Genomic DNA, 20,268 nt, shown 5'->3' with positions numbered 1-20,268 from the left:
GTCAATATCCGCCGTTGCGGCCCGGAGCCTTTTCTTTACACCGCTCTGCCTGCCTAGAAGCAAGAATAACATCAGCCCCTGCCGGCACAAAGTCCCCGGCGTCCATCCGGGCTCGGGTGGCAAGCCAGAAAGCCGGGCGGCAGAAGTCCCGCGGCCGGCTGAGCAGCCCGCGTTGCGCAAGAGCCCCAAGCCAGAGCCTGGCCCTGCCTGCCAGCGCTGCCGGCACCGCGCCCTCTGACCGTATCGCCGCAGCGAGCTCCCGCCGGTCGCTCTGCCGGTAGAGCTCGGCCAGAAGGTACAGGGCGGCCGGCGCGCACAGCCTCGGCGCACTCGTCCGCAGCGAGCTTTTCACAGCGGCAGTGAAAACCCATGCAGCCTCAAGATCGGCGCGCCCCAGCCCAGGCAGCAGCAGTCCGCAGCCCGATGCCGCGTAAAAAAGCCGCTCGTTCCGGTGTTCGCCGAGCGCCGCGCTCCAGGGGAAGCCCGAAGCGGCCATCAGCAGCTCCGCGGCCTCAAGGCGCGTGATCCAGCGGCGCTGGCCGCCCTCGCGGCTCGAGCTCCGCCTCTGGCCGGGGAAAAGCTCCAGCCGGGTTTGGAACAACTCTCCCGCGCCCTCCTCGTCTTTCAGGTGCTCCCAGAAAAGTCCTGCCGCACGCTCGAACCTGCCGGGCCCGGGCTGCTCATACCTGAGGCCGGGGCCCAAAAGCCGAGAGAGCTCCTCGGAGGCCTCATCATCGCGGGCTGAAGCACCGGAAGGCCTGATATCGATATAAAGCGACTTGGGAAGCTTTTTCTGAGAGCGCACCCAGCCGGCGAGGCTGCGAAGAAAATGCGCATCGCGCCGGGCTGCGACAACGCGGGGAAACGCCGCCCCTTTTTCCGCCGACCACAGACCCGAGGCCCAGCCCGCGAAGCCCGGAAAGCGCTCCGGGTCGCAAAGCGACGCTTCAAGCAAAAGCCGCAGCGTTTCGTCCCCGCCGCAGGCAAGAACGAGGAAGCCCGCCCCGCGGGCGGCCAGAGCAAGCGTGCGGAGAGCCTCGGCGCTGAAATCGCCGGAGAAACGCCAGAACTCCTTGTCTGCGGCCATGTTGCTGATGGTCTCCGAGGCTCAGGAGCCGGGGCGGTTCTGTTCGCCAAAGTCAAAAGAGAGCTGGCTTGGCTTTTTTTTCTTCCGCGGCTCCGCATCTTCAGCGTCATCGTCCGTTTCCCAGGACATTTCCTCGTCCGTGAGCGGCTCGAAAAACGTCATTTCCCCGCGGAAAGCGCTGAACTTATCCTGCACAGACCGCTCCTGCCTGCGCAGGGCGTCGTCCGAGCAGATCACCACATTGTTGGAGGAGTCGACCTCCCAGGGCTGGCCGGACACCGGCTCGGATTCGATCCGCGAGGGCTGCTCGCCCGCCCAGGGCATCGGGTCGGTCTCAAACACGCGGGGGCGGCGTCGCACGCCGGGCGGCGTGCGGTCGAAGTTCAAAAGGCTGTCGGACGGACTGCGCATGGCCGAAGGCTCGAGCTCGCGCGGACCCGCTGCCGCAGGCGCGCTCCGGGGCTCCACCCGGGGCAGGGCCTGGCTGCCTCGAGGAGAACTGGCCCGGCTGCGGGCCGCCGCGCCTCCAAAAAGCCTTTTCAGACGTTCCAGCCACTTCATCTGCGGGCGCCCTCAGCCTTCGGGCTGCGCCGGGGCCGCATTGGGAACCGGTTCCGCTTCAGGCTTTGGAGCGGGACCGGCCGCGGGCTCCTGCGCCGCCGCCGGCGACATCTCCGGAATCCCCTCGGCGGGCTGTCTCTCCACGGACTCCTTCACAAAGCGCCAGCAGTCCGGATCCCGCGCCCATTCGGACAGCGGCTTGCCAAGCGCCGAGAGCCTGAGGATACCGTTGATCTCCTTCTGCCAGCCCGCAATCTGGGCCTTGAGCTGTTCGGAAAGCCCCTGGGCCTCCCAGATGGAGCGAAGCCTGAGTCTGCGGCCGAGCTTTTCTGCCGCGACCGCGACCGAGTATGCGGCAATCACGGCGGCTTCGCCCGGATAGGCGCTCTTGGCCAGCCTGTAGCTGCTCCGATAAAAAATCGCGACCGACACAATGTCCTTCCAGGTGCCGGCGGTGATCTGCAGGTTCTCAATGTCGGTCTGCTCTTCCAGCCCTTTCATGAAGAGCGCGAAATTCTTCTGCGGCGACTGACAGACCAGGTCCGGGTGTCCGAGCCAGGCGTTCATGTACTTTGCCAGATCGAGCTTCGTAATCCGGTTCGACGGCGGCACAGCCGCCTTCATGCGGCGCCGGGCCGCAGGCGAGCTCTCTTTGGCGAGCATCGTGCGGTAGGACCCCGTGGCCCTCTCGTAGAACCACTGGGTCGCCCCGTCCGGGCACCAGGTCGTGCGCGCGATGTGCTCAAGCCCGACGTGGAAAGGCGAGGAAGACGAAAGGTCCGAGGCGCGGACGTTGTTCTGCGTGTTCGCGAAACGCGAGACATCGGTCACGAATGATTCGCCCGCCAGCGCGTCGGCGGACTTGGGGATGAGGATTTTGGCGGGGATGCGGATCTTAGAGAGGTCGATGCCGCGGTCGCGTCGGCGGGCGAAAAAGAGCGTTGCCGTCGTCTGTCCCCCGTTCACGATCTTCATGCCTGCGAGCACCTTGATGCCGGTCGTGCCGCTCGATGTTCTTGCGATCTGCACCTTCTCGGCCACCACGACGATGCCATTGTTGAAGGCAAGGAAGTTCTCGGGATGATCGCGCAGCGTGGCGTACATCCCGCGGTTCACCTTGGACTGGAGCGACAGATAGGAGCGGACATTGGCTTCGAGAAGCCTCGCGTCGTAGTTCTCGTAGAGCGAGCGCAGGATTTCGCCCGGAAAAAGGCAGAGCGCAGTGTCGTAAGGCAGCGTCTCGTCGGAGTAAAAGACGCAGGGCAGCGGCTCCCCGCAGCGCTGCGAGAAGTCAATGTTGACGCTCTCGCCTTTTTCTCCCTCGAACGCCATTCGCGAAAGCCGCCGCAGATCGATGATTTCAAGCCCGACCAGCCTGCCCTCGATCTCCTGGGGCTTGAAGCGGGTGCTGCCGGCGAGCCCATTGGTGAGCACCCAGAGCTTCACCTGATCCAGGCTCTTCCAGTTGAACTCAATCAGTGACACAAGTGAGGCCGCCACGCCGCTTTCCGGCATTTTTTTCGAGAGCGATCCGTCGGCGCAGTGCTTCAGGAACTGCAGGGCCTGCCAGGCCGCCTTCTTCGCTTCTTCAAGGCTCAGCTCGAAAATCCTGTCTGTAGACTCATAGAGAGAGACGAAAAGGTCGAGCCTGTCGCGGTCATCGGAGAGTGCGCAGGCGGTGATGCGAAGCTTCGAATTTCCGAACAGGCCTTCGACCGTGCTCACTTCCGGCCGGGAGGCGATCAGGCCCATCTCAGTCATCAGACCCGCCGCCTGTTCAGTGAAGGCGCTCTCGACCTGTGCAAAAGTGGGATTGAGTCCCATCTGGGCGGCGATATTCCTTACTTCGGTCTGAAGATCACTGAAGTACTGCTGCAGGAGCGCTTCCTCTGACATAGCCCCGGACTCCCCCAATAGAAATTTCTCTGTCCTGCCAATATTAAACCGGCCTGCGCTAATGCTAGCAGGAAGGAAGCGGCGGCAATGAAGACGCCGGAGCCCCTGCCGGGGAAAGGCTGCGCCCGGGGCGGCAGGGCCTCCCGGCCACGGATCCGGCGCCCTTCAGGGCCTGCGGCAGGAAAGACGGAACATCGCGACCGGATTCCAGGAATCATCCTGCTCGCGGTAAATCCTTGAGGAAAGTCCGGTGTCGGACTCCACGCAGACGCAGCCCAGCTCGCGAAGCACCGATTCATCCCACACGGGGCGCGGCACCCAGCTGATCGAAAGATCGCGCTTGATCGTGTCGCACTCGTCGAGCACTTCCTCGCCGATCCCCTCGTGGGCGTTTTTCCCGCCCTCCTGCCTTAAACGGCGGGTGAGGTCAGTAAAGGAGACGTAGCCGTAGTCCGCATCGAAATTAACGAAGACCCCGCCGTGGCGCAGTACGCGGATCCACTCCCTGTAGGCCGCCCGGACATCGGGCAGCGTCCAGGTGAGGTTGCGCGTCAGCACGACGTCGAAGGACTCGTCCGGAAAATCAAGCTTCAGCGCATTCATGATCCTGAACTCAGGCTTCACTCCGCAGCTGCGGGCGATTTTCCGGGCCTGTGCGATCATCTGCCGCGACAGGTCAACGCCAACCGCCTCGTGCCCGAGCTGAGCCATGAGAATGGCAAAGAAGCCCGTGCCGGTGCCGATGTCGAGAATCCTGAGCGGACCCTGCGAGGAAGGCAGCAGCGGCTGGATCTCGGAGAGCCAGAGGTCGCGCCGCGCGCTTTGAAGCTCCTTGCAGCGCACCTCGCCGAAGCCGGCCGCGCGGCCGTCCCAGTAGCGGCTCACCCGCTGGTCGGAAGCCTCGGATTCGGGAGAGACTCCGTCGCTGAGAATCTCAAAGCGGCGGTAGGCGTCCTTGATGTCTTCGGGGCGCGGGGCGTAATCGTCTGTCATGGGCCGTTTTTTATACAACGTATGAATAATAAAAGCATCCGCCGCAGTTCAGCGGCATGGATCGCGCCGCCAAAAGGGGAAGAGTCCGGCTGGCGGAGCGGCCGCCTACAGTATAAATCCGGCAGTCCGAAGGCTCGCGCCGGAGGCCAGGCCGTCTGGGCGCCGGGCCCTGAGGAGGCCCCGGGCCGTTCCGGCCCAAAGTTCCCCCTGATGCCGGAAGCCGCTCAGGCCATCTCAGGATTGCAGAGAAAAATTAAGCACGGTATGCTTAATAAAACACCTTGGAAGAGCCTCTTCTCCAGTCTAAAGAAGCAGCCTTGCTGCGCCGCAACGACATGCCCTATCGGATCAACTATCACGACCTGCCCAACGGCAGCGTCGAAGTCTCCTGCCCAGACATCCCCGAGTTTTTCATCGTGCAGCCCTCCCGGCAGGACGCCAAGGCTTTTGCGAAGGCCGCGCTGCCGGTCGCAATGCACAACTTCTATCGAAAAAAGCACAGGCGGATTCCGACTCCGACCAAGGGCCGCTGCGACGACAGGCTCACGCTGCCGGTGCGCATTCAGGCGAAGATTCTGCTTTGGAACTACATGCTCGAGAACCGCTGGAGGCTCTCGGAGCTCGCCAAGATGCTGGGCGTTTCACAGACGCAGGCGCAGCGCCTGGTCGACCTGGACCGCGATCTTGCGAGCATGGAAGCGATCGAGGCTGCGCTTGAAAAACTGGACGCCTCCTTCAGGCTCACGGTGAGGTAGCCCCAGCAATCAGCTAGAATGCCCGCGCAACTCTTCACTACGGAGACTTTGACATGAGCCGCGCCTCGCCATCGCCCGAATTCCACGAAAACGACATCTGGAATCCGTGGGCGGCGCTTCTGCTCTCCGTCATATTCACTCCTGTTTTCGGAACGCTCCTGCACGAAACGGACCTGAGGCACATCGGGGACAGGGACGGAGCGCTCACAGCGCACCTGTGGTCGCGCGGATCGCTCGCGCTGCTCACCTTCGCGGCCGTCGTTCAGCCGCTTGCTGCGGTCCGCCCGGGCTGGGAGTTGCTGCTTCTCGCCGTCGACCTCGGGCTGCTTGCCTGCTGGACCGCCTGCTGCGGCCTGCGCCACGCCCTGGAGATCTCCCGCACCATCCGCGACGTCCCGAAGTTCCGCCGCATGCCCATGTCGCGGGCGATCACGCTGGGGCTGCTCTGGCTCGGGGCCTGGACGGCGCTTTTTTACATCGCAAAGACCTTCTGGGAGATCGCGGGGCTGCTGCCCGCGTCCTGACCGCCATGGCGAAAAGCGCACGCGAAATCGGCCAGAGCCTCTTTTCTGCCCCGGGCGGAGATGAGGCGGGGAGACCGGCCGGCACCGTCCTCGACCTACTTCAGGGCAGGCCCCGGGCGAGAAGGGCGACGGAATCCGACATGGAGGCCTACTCGCGCGCTGCCGCCACTGGCGACCCCCAGGCGCAGTACGAGCTTGCGCGACTGCTCGTCTCGGGGCGCCCCCTTTCAATCCAGAACCGGGAGGCCGCGAAGTGGCTTCGAAAGGCGAGCGCGCGCGAACACGCCGCCAGCGAGGCCCTGCTTGGGCTGCTCTACGCCCGCGGCCAGGGGGTCAGGCCCGACCCGGAGCGGGCCGTCGAGCTCTTTCGGGCCGCCGCCGTCTCAGGCAACGCCGCGGCCCAGTACCACCTTGGCATCGCGCTTGAAAACGGATTCGGGAGCGAAAAGAACGAGCGCGAAGCTCTCAGCTGGTTTCGGCTCGCCGGAGCGCAGGGGCACCTGCTCGCGCAGCTGCACGTCGGGCGCTGCTACCGGCAAGGCCGGGGATGCCGTCCCGACCCCGTCCAAGCGACGCTCTGGCTCAGGCGGGCGGCGAGCCAGGGCCACCCCCAGGCCGCGCTTGAACTGGGACTGCTCTACGGCGAGGGGCTTGGCCTGAGGGTCCGCCCGGAGGACTGCGCCGCGGAGGCTTTCAAATGGATCAGCCGCGCGGCCGCAGAAGGGCTTGCTGAAGCACAGTACCGGCTCGCGCTGCTTTACTCTGTCGGGCGCGGCTGCGAGGCCGATCCCGCGCGCGCCCTTGAGTGGGCGCGTGCGGCCGCGGCCGCAGGACACGCCGGGGCGATGCTTTTTATCGGCTCGTGCCTGCGGCACGGAGACGGCGTGCCGCGCGACCTCTCCGGGGCTCTCGCCCTCGCACGCCGGGCTGGAGAACTCTCGGGGGGCGCTCTCGGGCGCGGTGCGCTCGAGGAGATCGAGGCCGTAGCAAGTCCGGCCGAAAAAGCCGAAGCGCAGGAGCTGCTGCACCGCTCAGACGGCAACGCAGAACTCATCGCCTCGGCGCTAGCGCGGGCGCGCGGGAAAAACCGGCCCGGCTCTTTCGAAAACCGCTGAAGGCGCCCGCTCTGCGGGCTTTTCCCACGGCAAAGTCCTACAAAACCCCGATAAACATTGACTCAGGGCATTGTTTACTCATTTTTTAGGCTTTCAGCGGCCTGCCCGGGGGTAAGCCGCTCTTTTTCAGGAAAAATTTTTCAGCTAACATCAAACGGACACCTGATGGACACAGGGTGCGGACCGCCTGGCACCAGCCCTCAGCCGCCGGATCGCGCGGCGGGCCAATGGGAAAAGCGGCAGACTTTCGCGGCCGAATCGCCAGGATCACGGCCCGGGCTTCAAATTGTCTTTCTAATTTTTGGATTTTAGGAGGCTTTTCTTATGAATCGTCAGGAACTCGTGGATCGCGTCGCTGCGGCTGAAAATCTGCCGAAAGCTCAGGCCGCCCGCATTCTGGAGACCGTTCTCACGGCCGTGAAGGAGACGGTGAAGTCAGGCGACAAGCTCACGCTCGTGGGCTTTGGAACGTTCAAGCTTCAGGAGCGCCCCGCCCGCACCGGCCGCAATCCGAGCACCGGCGCTGAGATCAAGATACCTGCCACGAAAGTGCCGAAATTCGTTCCGGGCGCCGCTTTCAAGGCAGCCGTGAACGAACCGAAGAAAAGGGGCTGCCGCAGCCGCGCGAAGGCCCGCAAGTAATTGAGCCAGCAGGCTGCTGAGGCCTGCCGGAGCGCGAATCCCCGAACCGCGGGGGCGGTCGGGGATTTGTTTTTCTGCAGCGCAGAGGGCGCAGGGCCGGCTCTTTTCGGCCGGAGAAAAGGGTCCGGCCGCGGACTCCGCCGCTAGGGCAGCAGCCCGCGGCCCCGGCCCGGGCGGTTAAGCAGCTCGCTCATTTTCGAGCGGACCTTCTCGCGCATCATGAGCGAGACGAACTCCTCCATGGCGTCGGCCGCGGCATTGCGGGGATCGGCAGCGAAGGCCGCCGCGGTCTCCCCCGGGCAGGAGCGAAGCAGCAGCGCAGCAAGCGCCGACTTCGTGCGCTGCGTCACCTGCCGAGTGGCAGCCTCAGGAATCGGCTGAATGCGCTTTGCCGCCGCGGACCCTCCGATCGTCACATACGCCCACTGGATGAACACGTCCTTCTGCGCGGGAGTGGCGCTGCGGTAAAGGCAGGCGCCCAGGCTCGAGGCAGCCTGGGAAGCAGCAAAAGCCGCCTGAGAGGCGAAAACTCCCGCCGCAGCGATAAGCACGGCAGCCGCAATCTTCATTTTTTCTTTTCCTTTCCAAATGCAGCTCCGCGCGCTCTGTCCGCGGAGTGGACGAGGAGGCCTTCAGCCGCCCTCCCGCCCGAGCCCGAAGAGCTCCTCAATCTGCGAGGAGGAGAGATCCCCGATCCAGCGCTCGCCCTCGCCCACCGCAAGATCCGCGAGGCGGCGCTTTTCAGTGAGCATCTCGTTGATCCGTTCCTCGAAGGTCCCCTCAGTGACGAAGCGCAGAATGAGCACGTCGCGCTGCTGGCCTATCCGCCAGGCGCGGTCGCTCGCCTGGTTTTCAACCGCAGGATTCCACCAGAGGTCATAGTGGACCACGACCGAAGCCGAGGTGAGGTTGAGTCCGGTGCCTCCGGCCTTGAGCGAAACGAGCAGGATGTCCGAGTCGGGATTGTTCTGGAAATCATCGACCATGGCCGCGCGCTGCGAGACCGCGACGCTGCCGTTCAGAAACTGCGGGCGGCGCCCGAACCGCTTCTCAATCCAGTCCTGAAGCCGCTCGCCCATCTCCCGGTACTGCGTGAAAACAAGCGCCTTGCGGCGGTTCGAGCGGCATTCGGCCAGGATTTCGAGCAGGGCCTGCGCCTTCGCGCTGTCGGGCTCCGGCTCCCGGGTCTTCAGATACTGGGACGGAGAGTTGCAGATCTGCTTGAGCTCGGTGATCAGCCTGAGCACAAGCGCCTTGCGGCGGACGCGATCCTTCGCTCCCCCCTTCTCCGCCTCGCTAATCGCAGGCAGCGCTTCCTGAAGCGCGCGCTCGTAAAGAGCCGCCTGAGCAGGCAGCAGCCTCACCGGTACGTCCTGCACCAGGCGCTCGGGCAGGTCCTCGATCACGCTGCGATCGGTTTTCACGCGCCGCAGCATCAGCGGAGCGACGAGCTTGCGGAAAGCCTCCGAGACTTCCGGGTCGTGCTCACCCTCGATCGGGTTCACGAAATTGGTCCTGAATTCGGAGGCGCTGCCCAGAAAGCCAGGCTGCACGATGGAGAAGATCGACCAGTACTCCATGAGGCGGTTTTCAACCGGGGTGCCGGTCATGGCAATGACCTGAGAGGCCGGAAAGGCAGAGGCCGCGCCGTAGGCCTCGGTTCCCGTGTTCTTGACAGCCTGGGCCTCGTCGAGGACGAACAGCCTCCAGCGGCGCTTCGAGAGCGCGTCGAAGTCGCGCCTGAGCGTTCCGTAAGTGGTGAGCAGCACATCCGGCATCTGCTCCTGCGCGGGCAGGAGGCGGTCCTGGCCGTGGTAAATGGCGCAGCTCAGCGACGGGGCAAAGCGCCGGATCTCCCGCACCCAGTTGACGAGCAGCGAGGCGGGCACCGCGGCGAGCACCCGGCCGCGGGCGAGGCCTCCCTCGTCCTTGAGCCACGCAATCGCGGCGATCACCTGCAGGGTCTTGCCCAGTCCCATGTCGTCGGCGATGAGCGAGCCGAGGCCGAGCTTCAAGTTTTTCACGAGCCAGCAGAAGCCCCGCATCTGGTAGGGGCGCAGCGTCGCGTGGACCGACCCAGGCAGCCGCACTTCGATGCTCCGGTTCATGCGCCGCAGCTCGGCAAGGATGTCCGAGGAGGCCACAACCCGCGCGCCGTCGAGCTTTCCGGTGAGCACCGCCCGCAGCCGCTCGGCGTAGCCCGGGGCGCGCCGGGAGGACAGCTTCTTTTCAATCCGCTCGATGTCCTCGGGGTCGAGCCACACGTAGTCTTCGCCGAGGCGCGCGATCTCACCGCTGTGCCGGGCGAGCTGCCGAAACTGCTCCTCGGTGAGCTCGTGCCCGCCCACGGCGACCTTCCAGGAGAACTCCGAGAGCATCTCCTTGGTGAAAAAGGAGCGGGCCGATCCGCCCGAGGAGCCCGAGATCCTGGCGACAAGCGAGGGGCGAAGGAGTTTTCTCAGGCTCTTTGGAAGCAGCACCCGCGCGCCCAGCAGCTCGAGCGCCGGCTTCGAATCGAAGAGAAAGCCCTTCAGGTCGGACTGAGAAACCCGCACGGCAAGCCCCCCGGTCTCGATCACCCGCAACAGCGGCGGGTAAGCCTTGGCGAGGATCTGGAAGTCGGAGAGCACGGAGTAGCGGTCGGCCGCATAATCGGGCGAGGACAGCAGGTCCTTGAGCAGCACCGGCCGGACTTCGCGGGCGGCCGCCGCCGGCACGATGCCGAGATTGGCCGACAGATCCTCGCCTTTTGTACGCCGCAGCGTCACCACGGGTTTCCAGCGCGTGGAGCTCTGGTAGAAGACAAGCGGCCGCAGATACCTTTCGAGGGCCTGGATTTCCGCATCGCAGGCTCCCTCCTCAAGGCAGCGGTAGCGGTCAAGGAACAGGCCGGGCACGAGCTTCATCCGCTCGCGGCCTGCATTTTCCTGAAAATAGTGCGCGAAAGCGGTGATCAGCACCGTGAGCACCGTGAGGAAACGCCCCTCGGGCGTTCCTGTCCTTTCGGGGGGCAGCTCAAGCGGCTTCACGCCGCTCGAGTCCATGGCGCGGGCGCCGGAGGCGACAATATCGCGCACGAGCGAGGAGGCAAGCGCCGGCTCCCAGGCGAGCGTGCAGGCGGTCTGGCGGGCCCCCTGATGGCGCACCAGCACGGGGGAGACCGCCCCGTTTTTCATCAGGGCGAGCGCGATGGTGGCCAACTGCTCCCAAAACGCGAGGCCTGCGGAATGGGCCTGGGCCTCGGCATGCCCGAGCTCCAGAAGCGCTCCGAGCAGCCAGCCCGCGGGGCGGCGCTCCGAGAGAGCCCTCGGCTCGGCGCCCGCCGGGTGCGGGCGGATGAAATCAAGGCTGTCGTCGAAAATGCCGATCCGCGGAACCACGGGCCCGTAGGAGCCGAGCGGCCCGCGGTCGATAAAGCGCCAGACGTCGCTTTTCGCCTCCTGGGAGCGCTGCGTCCAGCATCGGGCGGCATTCTTTTTCAGCCGGTTCCAGACGCGCGCGAGCCAGGCTCTGCCGCCGGGCAGCAGAGCGAACTTCTCGGGCAGCAGCGACAGCAGCGCCTTTTCCATCGGCTGGAGCCGGTAAAGAGGCACCGCCTCGAACCCCTTCGGAGGTTCTGAGCCAGCCGCGGCCCCGTCTTCCGCCGCGGGCAGCTTCCAGCAAAGGAACGAATCGATCGTAAGGATCCCCGTCCGGGGCTGAGCCTCAAGGTCCACGCCGAGCCCCCGCAGCGTTTTGCCGAAATCGACGCCCCCGAGCCGTAAAAGCTCGAAGGGATCGGTGTCGATGCGGCGCACAAGCGCATAGAACACGGCCCAGACGTGCTTGCAGCATCCAGGCTCATCAGGGCACGTGCACACGGGGGCGAAGTCTTCCGCCGAGGTCGGGAAGAGGTTCACTCCAAAGCTGCGGGCGAGCTCGTCGAACCCGGGCTCGAGCTGGTGCTCGAGAAGCAGAGCCAGCGTCTGCGGGTGCGCGGCAAGAGCCGAGGCAAGACGGCGGGCCTTCTCAGGGTCGATGCGGGGCAGCCGAAGGGTGACCCGGTAAGGGCGCGCGGCGGTTCCCTGCACCCGGGCGAGCAACCTGCCAGTTTCGCCTTCGATCTCGAGCCCCAGCACGCGGCTGCGGGTGAAGTAGCTGCGCCCGCGGCTTTCGCGCCCGGGCTCGGACTGGCCCTGCTGCAGGGCCTCCAGCCATTTTCTGCCCCACCAGGTTGTTCCAAACTGCAGTTTCGCCATGACGAGCCTGAGAAAATATCGGCCTGCGCGAAGATCCGGGCGGTCCGGACAGACAGGCGTCCAAAACAGCGTATTTTACCGTCTGCCGGACCGATGATGAAGCACGCTGCAGCAGGGCCTCGATTAAAATACCGGCAAAAAAGAGGATCCCATGGCCACCATCATTTATCCTTCCCCCATCTTCGGCCCCGTGCACAGCCGCAGGCTCGGCCTGTCGCTTGGCATCAACGTGTGCCCGCCCGACGGAAAGATCTGCTCGTTTGACTGCATCTACTGTGAATGCGGCTTCAACGCCGACTTCCGCCCGAAGTCCAAAATGCCGTCGCGCGGACTCATCGCCCGCCGGCTGGAGGAGACGCTGCTGGAGATGCGCAAGGCCGGGAAGCTGCCCGACACCATGACGTTCTCGGGCAACGGCGAGCCCACCGGCCATCCCGACTTTCCCGGCATCGTGGACGACACCCTGGCGCTGCGCGCCAAATACTGCCCCGCCACGCAGGTGTCGGTCCTCACCAATGCGACGAGGATCACGAAGCCCGAGATCTTCGAGTCTCTGCTCAAGGTCGACAACGCCCTGCTCAAGCTTGACACCGTGGATCCCGACTACATCACTCTGGTCGACCGGCCCAACGGCCACTATCGGATTGAGGAGATCCTCGAGCGGATGAAAGCCTTCGGGCCGCGCGCAATCATCCAGTCGATGTTCCTGCGGGGCAGCTTCGAAGGCCGCAGCGTCGACAATACGACCGAGCGCTACGTAGGCCCCTGGCTGAAGGCGATCGGAGAGATCCGGCCGAAGCTGGTCACGATTTACACCATTGCTCGCGAGACGCCTGACCACGACCTGAGGAAGGCGCCCGCGGAGTCGCTCGACGCGATCGCGGACCGGGTACGGGCTCTCGGGATCGCCGCTCAGGTCTCCTACTGAAAAATAAAGCCGGGGGATGCCTCCCAGAAAAAAGGGCTTCGGGGCCAGAGACCTCCCCGAAGCCCTGAGCTCTGTCCTGTGGAAGGACAGGCGCCGGCTTTAATCGTCGTTGCGGTGCGAGCCGTAAAGCCCCGTCCTGCGGCCTTTCTTCGCCTCCGCAAGGTCGCGCCTTTCCTGCTCCTCGGAGAGCACGCGGTTGTCGACGCCGGCGGATTTCTCCAGCAGCTCGTTCACCTCGCGCTGGTGCTGAGTCCAGTACTCGGCGTCCGTTATGCCGAGCTTCGAAGGATCGAAGGCGGGTTCGAGTCCGAGCTTTCTCTGCGCCTCGTAGTCCCTGAGGCACTTGAAGGCCGGACCCTGCAGCAGCAGAATCGCCACGAAGTTCACCCAGGCCATGAGCCCGATGCCGATGTCGCCCATCGCCCAGGCCAGCCCTGCGCTCTTGATCGCGCTGTAGGCCGTGCCGATCAGAAACACTACGCGGAGCAGGAAGATCGGCCAGGCGCGCCGCGTCCCGCGGGTGAGGTAAACGACGTTCGTCTCGGCCTGGTAGTAATAGGCGAGGATCGTCGTGAAGGCGAAGAAAAAGAGCGCGATCGCAACAAAGGGCGAGCCCCAGCCGGGCATGAGAGACTCCACCGCGGCCTGGGTGTAGCCCGGGCCGGCCTCGACGCCCGCGAGCTGCGTGAGGATCGGGCGCCCGTCGGGCGCGATCACGTTGTAGCAGCCGGTGAGCAGCACCATGAAGCCGGTGGCCGAGCACACGAAGAGCGTGTCGATGTAGACGGAGAAGGCCTGGACGAGCCCCTGCTTGGCAGGGTGCGAGACGGCGGCGGCCGAAGAGGCGTGCGGACCCGTGCCCTGGCCGGCCTCGTTGGAGTAGATGCCGCGCTTGACGCCCCAGCTCACGGCGCTGCCCAGCATGGCGCCGAACATCGCATCTGCGCCGAAGGCCGAGGAGAAGATGAGCTCGAGCACACCCGGCAGCTTCTCAATGTTCACGCCCACGATGATCAGGGCCGCCACGATGTAGATCTGCGCCATGAAGGGCACCACGATGACCGAGAAATTCGCGATGCGCGTGAGGCCGCCGAAAATGATGAAGCAAAGCAGCGAGATCACGACCACGGTGGAGACATAGACGTTCAGTCCGAAGGCGTTGTTGAAGGCGTTGGTGATCGAGTTGCTCTGCACACCCGGGCAGAGAAAGCCCGCCGCGAGAATCGTGACGATCGCAAACACCGTGCCGAAAGCCCGGCTGTGAAGCCCTTTCTCAATATAAAAGGCCGGGCCGCCGCGGAATTCCCCGCTGATGTTCACCTTGTAGACCTGCCCGAGCGTTGACTCGACGAAGGCCGAGGAAGCTCCGAGAAAAGCCACCGCCCACATCCAGAAAAGGGCCCCCGGCCCGCCAAAGCAGATGGCGGTGGCCACGCCCGCGATGTTGCCCGTTCCCACTCGGCCGGCCAGGGTCATCGTGAGAGCCTGGAAGCTGGAGATGCCGGTGCTGCCCTCCTTGTGCTGAAACAGGAGCCGCAGCATCTCGCCTATGAGCCGCACCTGCAGAAAGCGGCCCCGGATCGAAAACCAGAGCCCGCCCCCGAGGCACAGCGCCACAAGGGCCGGCGACCACACCAGATTGCTTAAGGTCTGTATGAAGCTGTCCATCGGCAAGACTCCCTTGAATTGCGCGGCCCGGCTCCACAAGCCACGGGGCCGCAGGCCCTGAGGCCGCTTAATTGTTTTAATCTCAAGACGTTTTTTGTTTTAAGCTTACCCGCAGCGCTTCGCGCTGTTGCCTGCGCGGAAGGCGGAAACCGCTCGAAAATCCGCCTTCCGCCCAAAAATACCGAAAACGCGGGATGGAGATTCCGTCCGCCGTTTAAATGAGATAATGGCAGCTTCGTCCCTTTTTTCCATCAACCGGAAACGCGGGCCCCCTGGGAAAGAACATCATGACAAACCAAAACCGCAACAGGGAAAATTTCAGAACCATACTCTACGGCGCACTGGCCTTTCTTGGCTGCGCCCTCGTCTACCTGCTGCTGATCGCCACCTGCGTGTGGCAGTCCCATTACGGCGTGGAGTCCGAAACCGCAATCGAGTGGGTGCAGGACGTCGTGCTCGGCGCGACCATGGTGTTTTTCTACCTCACGGCCTGGAAGCTGCCCCAGGAGCGCGGCGGCGTCCTGCTGATGGCGGGCTTCATGACCGTGCTCTTCATACGCGAGCAGGACGCATACTTCGACCTCATCGTGCACGGCGCCTGGGTCTACGCGGTCACGGCCTTCCTCGTGTGCCTTTTCTACGTCATATGGAAGCGCGGGCTTGACGAGACGCTCGAGGGCCTCGCGCAGTTCGTCCGCTCGCGCGCCTTCATCACCATGCTGGCCGGCCTGGGCATGCTGCTCGTTTATTCGCGCCTTTACGGCTCGGACAAGTACGTGTGGCGCTTCTTCATCGAAGACCACCACTGGCGCTACGTCGCCAAGCGGCTTTCAGAAGAGAGCATGGAGCTCATGGCCTACGCGCTCATGATGATCTCGGCCTGCGGGTACTACATCGACCGCTGTCGGATCGGCCGCCGGTGATGTCCGGTCCTGAAGCCGCCGCAGCTCTCTATCCTGTACCCGACCTCGCGCCGGGCGAGGTTCACCGCGCCGAAATCACCGTCAAGCGCAGCCGCTTCATCTGCAGCATCGGCCATACCGCGGGCCCCGGGGAGGCGAAGGCCTTCATCGGGTCGGTGCAGCGGGAGTTTTCCGACGCGCGGCACAACTGCTGGGCCTACTGCGCCGGCTCCCCGGGCAGCACGACGCAGGTCGGGGCAAGCGACGACGGCGAACCCCACGGCACGGCGGGCCGCCCGATGCTCACGGTGCTGCTGCATTGCGGCACGGGAGAAATCAGCGCCGTCGTCACCCGGTACTTCGGGGGAATTCTGCTCGGCACGGGCGGCCTCGTGCGGGCCTACCAGGGCGCCCTGAAGGAGGCCCTCGCCACCCTGCCCACAGCCGAGCGGCTTATCGCGGCAAAGCTCTCCGTCACGATCGAACACCGCTTCGTCACGCAGTTTCTGAGGCTGCTGCCTGGCTACCGCGCCACGGTGGTGAGCCAGAACTTCGGCATGGACGCCGAATACGTGCTGCGCCTGCCTCAAAGCGCTGTCGGGCCCCTGACGCACGAGCTCACGGAGCTCACGGCCGGAGGCGCGCTTTTTGAAAGCGAAAGCGAAGGGGGGCCGGGAGGCTCTTCCTGAGAAAAGCGCTCCGCCCCCTGAAGAAAAGAGCTCTCTGCCCAAGCGGGCTCAGGCCCGCCGGGGGAGCGCTCGCGGGCTTTCAGCCCTTGAGAGCCTTCAGCAGGCTCGAGAGCCGGCCCGAATCCTCCTGGGCGCCCGCTTTTTTCTGGCAGCCCGCAGCGGAGGCCGCCGCGGCCATGCGGCGGCTTTTTTCAGTGCAGGCCCCCATCGCCTCGATCACCGCGCCGCGGAACCCGCGCTGCTCGAGCACCTTCAGTGCCTCGATGGTGGTTCCCGCGGGGCTGGTCACCTGGTCTTTGAGAGCGCCCGGATGCAGCCCCGTCTCGAGCACCATTTTCGCAGCCCCCAGGACCGACTGAGCGGCAAACTTGTAGGCCTGCGCGCGGGGCATCCCGTCGCGCACCGCACCATCGGCCATCGCCTCGATCAGCATATAGACCCAGGCGGGCGAGGCCCCGCTCACCGTCCCCACAGCGTCCATCAGGGGCTCAGGGACGACCTCCACGCGGCCGCAGGTCGCAAAGAGAGCCTGCACCCAGGCAAACGATTCTTCCGAAACGAGCGAATTCGCACAAAGCGCCGTCATGCCCTCACGCACCAGGGCGGGCGTGTTGGGCATCGCGCGCACGATCTGGACCTGCCGCCCGAAAAGCTCCTCAAGCGCAGCGATCGGCGTGCCGGCCGCCACACTGATCACCAGGGTCGAGGGCTTCACCACCGGGGCAATCTCCCCGATGACCTGGCTGAGCCTGGCGGGCTTCACCGCGATAAGCAAGTTCTCGGCGCGGGCCACGTCGGCGTTGTCGCCGGACACCGCGATTCCGAGCTTCACGGTCTCGTTTCTCGAGGCTTCAGTCGCGTTCGAGGCGATGACGTCGTTTTTATTCACGAGTCCCGAGGACAGGATGCCAGAGATAATGGCGCGGCCCATGTTGCCGGCGCCGATCACACCCAGCTTCATTGCTTTTCTCTCCTTTTTACGCAGCGTTCGGAAAAAAGGCTGAGAGGAGGAGCCCAAATGCGTGCCGCGGGTCTTTTCACCGTGCGGCGCCCCTTCTCAGGCGTCCCCTCATTCTATCAGCGCGCCCCGGCCGCCGGCCTTCAGCCCCGCCTTTTTTCCCGCAGGGGAAGGCTTAGGCCTCCTCAGACCCCGAAGCCGCCTGCCTCATCCTGCGGCGGGCGCATCGCGCAGCCCACGCTCTTGCCCTGCTCGGCGAGGTAGCCGCTTCCCCAGCGGTACATGGCGGAGAGAATCGGATAGATGCTCTCGCCCATGCGGGTGAGCGAGTACTCGACGCGCACCGGAACCTCGGCATAGGCCCGCCTCGAGACAAGGCCGTCGGCCTCGAGCTCGCGCAGCTGCCGGGTGAGCATCCGCGGCGAGGCGCACTTTACGATCTTCGAGAGCTGGGAGAAGCGCAGCGGCCCCTCCATGAGCCTCCAGACAATCAGGGCCTTGTACTTCCCGCCGATCAGGCCCAGGGTGGTCTCCACCGGGCAGTAGGTCTTCACGCCGTCGGGCTCGGCCAGCGAGTGGCCAGCGCAGCATTCGCATCCATGCTTTTCCATCATGATAGGTATACTTTTTATTAGTAAGTTCCTTTTAAATCATTATTGCTATTTTAACAGCAATATATAGAATGTCCAGAATCAGATGGAAAGATTCAAGGAATAAACCGTGAAAAAAGAGCATTTCCGGGTGACCGGCATGAGCTGCGCCGCCTGCCAGGCCGCCATTGAGCGCACGGTGGGAAAAATGCCGGGCGTTAAAAGCGCCGTGGTCAACCTGCTCGCGAACTCGCTCACCGTCGAGTACGATGAAGCAAAGACTTCAAGCCAGGCGATTTGCGACAAGGTCGCCTCGATCGGCTACGGGGCCTCGCCCAAGGACGGGGCGGCCTCGGGCCCTGCCGCCCGCACCTCCCAGGAGCAGGAGGCCGCGCTCGAGGCGAAGAGGCGCTGGCGCGCCCTCGTCGCCTCGGCCGCCGTGTCGCTCCTTCTCATGGTCATCTCAATGAGCGCCATGCGCGGAGCCCTGCCCGGGTTTCTCTCCGGGGTGCGGGGCGCGCTTCCCGTGACGTTGACGCTCATGCTGCTGTCGGGGCTGGTCCTCATCATCCAGCGCCACTATTTCGTGAGCGGCTTCAAGGCGCTTTTTTCCGGGCACCCCAACATGGACACGCTCGTTGCGCAGGGCGCGGCCGCGGCCTGGCTCTACGGCCTGTACAGCCTCTACGAGATGGCCTTTGCGCTGGCCGACGGCAGCACCGGCCGGGTTCTGTCCCTCTACGGGAACCTCTACTTCGATTCGGCCGCGATGGTCCCCACCCTGGTCGCGATCGGCAAGTACATGGAGGCGCGGGCCAAGTCGAAGGCGACCGAAGCGGTCACGGCGCTGGCGAAGCTGAGGCCTTCGAAAGCCGTGGTGCTGCGCGGCGGCAAAGAGGTGTCCGTTTCGATTGACGAGGTCGTCAAGGGCGATATCCTCATTGTGAAGTCGGGCGAGACCATCCCGGCCGACGGCATCGTCTCCGAAGGCTCGGGCTGGGTCGACGAGTCAGCGATCAGCGGCGAGCCGCTGCCCGCTGAGAAGCTGCAGGGCGACACGATCACGGGTGCGACGCAGCTTCGCTCCGGCCATCTCCGGGTCGCGGTGACGCGCACGGGGCGCGACACGACGCTGTCGCGCATCATCGCCCTCGTTGAGGAGGCGACCTCCACCAAGGCGCCGATCGCGCGGCTCGCGGATCAGGTCTCCGCGGTCTTCGTGCCGGTCGTGATAGGGATCTCGCTGCTCACGCTGGCCGCCTGGATCCTGATCCGCGGCGACGTGTCCTTTGCCGTCATGATGGCGATTTCCGTGCTTGTGATCGCCTGCCCCTGCTCGCTCGGGCTCGCCACGCCCACCGCGATCATGGTGGGCACGGGCCGCGCCGCCCGCCTGGGCATTTTGATCAAGGACGCCCGGTCGCTCGAGCTGCTGGGCAAGGTCGACACGATGCTGCTCGACAAAACGGGCACGCTCACCAAGGGTGCGCCCGAAATCACCGACGTGCTGCCCTCCGAAGGGGGCTCAGGCGCGGAGCTGCTGCGGCTGGCCTCTTCGCTTGAAAAGCTCTCCGAGCATCCGCTTGCCCTTCCGATCGTCGCGCGGGCCGCGGACGAGGGCCTGGAGTCCGTCCGCCTCGAGGACTTCCGCCAGATTCCGGGCGGGGGGCTTGCGGCGCGGCTCGGGGACGAAGCGCTGCTTGCCGGAAACGCCAGGCTTCTGGAAAAGGAGGGCGTAAAGCTCGATGCCGCCTCGCGCGCGCTCGACGACCGGCTCTCGCGCGAAGGCAAAACGGTGCTGTGGTTCACCCGCGCGGGGTCGCTGCTCGGCCTGATCGCGCTGCAGGATCCTCTCAAGGAAGACGCGGCCGAAGCGGTCCGCGCGCTCAAAGCCCAGGGCCTGAGGCTTGTGATGCTCACGGGAGACCGGGATCTCACGGCCCGGGCGATCGCCGCGAGGGCCGGGATCGACGAGGTCCGCTCCGGGCTCCTGCCCGCGGACAAAGCCTCGATCGTTGCCGAGCTCAAGGCCTCGGGCCGCCGCATCGCGATGGTGGGCGACGGGATCAACGACGCCCCGGCCCTCGCAGCCGCGGATGTAGGCATCGCGATAGGCACCGGAACCGACGTGGCGCTCGGTTCGGCCGACGTCGTGCTCGCCCAGAAGCGCCTCATGGCGCTCGCCGACGCGCGGCGGCTCTCCCAGGCCGTGATTCGCAACATCCACGAGAACCTTTTCTGGGCCTTTATCTACAATACGCTCGGCATTCCGGTTGCAGCCGGCGTCTTCGCGCACTGGGGGCTGGTGCTGAACCCCATGTTTGCCGCTGCCGCGATGAGCCTGTCGAGCGTGTGCGTTGTCACCAACGCGCTCAGGCTGCGCTTTTTCAAGGGCAGCAGCGAAGCTGCCCTCTGCCGTACTGTACCAGCGGGCGCCGTTTCGTCCTGCCCGGTTCAGACTTCCAACAACAAAAGGAGTTCGAAGATGTCTCAGACTATTACCCTTTCCGTGAAAGGCATGATGTGCCAGCACTGCCAGGCCCGCGTCAAGAAGGCGCTCGAGGCCGTCCCCGGGGTCGAGCAGGCCGCGGTGGACCTCAAGGGCGCAAGCGCCCAGGTGACCTGCGAGGAGACTGTGAAGGCCGACACGCTCGCCAAGGCCGTGGCCGAGGCGGGGTACGAAGCCACGCCCGCGGGCTGAGCGGAAGGCGGCAGCGCCCGG

17 protein-coding genes are annotated in these 20,268 nt (G+C 65.0%); 8 read left to right on the top strand and 9 right to left on the bottom strand.

The annotated features are described in order from the left end of the window. Position 1 precedes the first annotated feature (1 nt). The 4 genes from MAF45_RS08450 to MAF45_RS08435 all read right to left on the bottom strand — a co-directional run bounded on the left by MAF45_RS08450 (position 2) and on the right by MAF45_RS08435 (position 4,537). A complete protein-coding gene (locus tag MAF45_RS08450) occupies positions 2-1,087 on the bottom strand; it encodes a hypothetical protein (RefSeq protein WP_237979201.1) in 1,086 nt (361 codons plus the stop codon). Between the two features lie 21 nt (positions 1,088-1,108). After that, positions 1,109-1,648 (bottom strand): hypothetical protein, encoded by a 540-nt coding sequence (locus MAF45_RS08445; RefSeq protein WP_237979200.1) that lies wholly within the window; start codon positions 1,646-1,648, stop codon positions 1,109-1,111. Between the two features lie 12 nt (positions 1,649-1,660). Then, positions 1,661-3,544, bottom strand: a complete 1,884-nt coding sequence (locus MAF45_RS08440) for an AIPR family protein (RefSeq protein WP_237979199.1) — start codon at positions 3,542-3,544, stop codon at positions 1,661-1,663. Between the two features lie 165 nt (positions 3,545-3,709). Beyond that, positions 3,710-4,537: a class I SAM-dependent methyltransferase gene (locus tag MAF45_RS08435; protein ID WP_237979198.1), complete on the bottom strand. Its 828-nt coding sequence runs from the start codon at positions 4,535-4,537 to the stop codon at positions 3,710-3,712. Between the two features lie 317 nt (positions 4,538-4,854). Here MAF45_RS08435 and MAF45_RS08430 point away from each other — a divergent pair, with 317 nt between their 5' ends. From MAF45_RS08430 to MAF45_RS08415, 4 genes are all read left to right on the top strand, one after another. Continuing rightward, positions 4,855-5,292, top strand: coding sequence for a hypothetical protein (locus tag MAF45_RS08430; RefSeq protein WP_237979197.1), 438 nt, complete (start codon positions 4,855-4,857; stop codon positions 5,290-5,292). Between the two features lie 53 nt (positions 5,293-5,345). Continuing rightward, positions 5,346-5,816 carry a hypothetical protein gene (locus tag MAF45_RS08425; RefSeq protein ID WP_237979196.1) on the top strand — a complete coding sequence of 157 codons (471 nt, stop codon included), beginning with the start codon at positions 5,346-5,348 and terminating at the stop codon, positions 5,814-5,816. A gap of 5 nt (positions 5,817-5,821) precedes the next feature. Next, the gene (locus tag MAF45_RS08420) at positions 5,822-6,931 is read left to right on the top strand and encodes a tetratricopeptide repeat protein (protein ID WP_237979195.1); all 1,110 of its coding nucleotides are present in this window, start codon (positions 5,822-5,824) and stop codon (positions 6,929-6,931) included. Positions 6,932-7,255: 324 nt separating this feature from the next. Next, positions 7,256-7,573 carry an HU family DNA-binding protein gene (locus tag MAF45_RS08415; protein ID WP_237979194.1) on the top strand — a complete coding sequence of 106 codons (318 nt, stop codon included), beginning with the start codon at positions 7,256-7,258 and terminating at the stop codon, positions 7,571-7,573. Positions 7,574-7,716: 143 nt separating this feature from the next. Here MAF45_RS08415 and MAF45_RS08410 read toward each other — a convergent pair whose 3' ends face one another. Continuing rightward, entirely contained in the window at positions 7,717-8,142 is a 426-nt protein-coding gene (locus tag MAF45_RS08410; protein WP_237979193.1) for a hypothetical protein, read from the bottom strand. A 63-nt stretch (positions 8,143-8,205) separates the two neighbouring features. Beyond that, positions 8,206-11,811 carry an SNF2-related protein gene (locus MAF45_RS08405; protein ID WP_237979192.1) on the bottom strand — a complete coding sequence of 1,202 codons (3,606 nt, stop codon included), beginning with the start codon at positions 11,809-11,811 and terminating at the stop codon, positions 8,206-8,208. A 151-nt stretch (positions 11,812-11,962) separates the two neighbouring features. Between MAF45_RS08405 and MAF45_RS08400 the strand changes: the two genes are divergently transcribed. Further along, on the top strand, positions 11,963-12,739 hold the full coding sequence (locus MAF45_RS08400) for a radical SAM protein (RefSeq protein ID WP_237979191.1): 777 nt from the start codon (positions 11,963-11,965) through the stop codon (positions 12,737-12,739). Positions 12,740-12,838: 99 nt separating this feature from the next. Here the strand turns inward: MAF45_RS08400 and MAF45_RS08395 are convergent, their stop codons facing one another. After that, positions 12,839-14,407 carry an alanine/glycine:cation symporter family protein gene (locus MAF45_RS08395; RefSeq protein WP_237979190.1) on the bottom strand — a complete coding sequence of 523 codons (1,569 nt, stop codon included), beginning with the start codon at positions 14,405-14,407 and terminating at the stop codon, positions 12,839-12,841. Between the two features lie 287 nt (positions 14,408-14,694). Between MAF45_RS08395 and MAF45_RS08390 the strand changes: the two genes are divergently transcribed. Together MAF45_RS08390 and MAF45_RS08385 are read left to right on the top strand one after the other, a co-directional pair. Next, on the top strand, positions 14,695-15,330 hold the full coding sequence (locus tag MAF45_RS08390; protein WP_237979189.1) for a hypothetical protein: 636 nt from the start codon (positions 14,695-14,697) through the stop codon (positions 15,328-15,330). After that, positions 15,330-15,998, top strand: a complete 669-nt coding sequence (locus MAF45_RS08385) for a YigZ family protein (RefSeq protein ID WP_237979188.1) — start codon at positions 15,330-15,332, stop codon at positions 15,996-15,998. Before MAF45_RS08390 ends, MAF45_RS08385 begins: the two co-directional genes overlap by 1 nt. Before the next feature lie 79 nt (positions 15,999-16,077). Here MAF45_RS08385 and proC read toward each other — a convergent pair whose 3' ends face one another. Further along, positions 16,078-16,959, bottom strand: coding sequence for a pyrroline-5-carboxylate reductase (proC, locus tag MAF45_RS08380; RefSeq protein WP_237979187.1), 882 nt, complete (start codon positions 16,957-16,959; stop codon positions 16,078-16,080). Between the two features lie 182 nt (positions 16,960-17,141). Beyond that, positions 17,142-17,570 (bottom strand): winged helix-turn-helix transcriptional regulator, encoded by a 429-nt coding sequence (locus MAF45_RS08375; RefSeq protein ID WP_237979186.1) that lies wholly within the window; start codon positions 17,568-17,570, stop codon positions 17,142-17,144. A gap of 106 nt (positions 17,571-17,676) precedes the next feature. Between MAF45_RS08375 and MAF45_RS08370 the strand changes: the two genes are divergently transcribed. Beyond that, the gene (locus MAF45_RS08370; protein WP_237979185.1) at positions 17,677-20,247 is read left to right on the top strand and encodes a heavy metal translocating P-type ATPase; all 2,571 of its coding nucleotides are present in this window, start codon (positions 17,677-17,679) and stop codon (positions 20,245-20,247) included. Positions 20,248-20,268: the final 21 nt, after the last annotated feature.

It is taken from the genome of Mesosutterella porci (assembly GCF_022134585.1).
GTDB lineage: Bacteria > Pseudomonadota > Gammaproteobacteria > Burkholderiales > Burkholderiaceae_F > Mesosutterella > Mesosutterella porci.
This window is presented reverse-complemented; position numbering and strand designations above follow the sequence as displayed.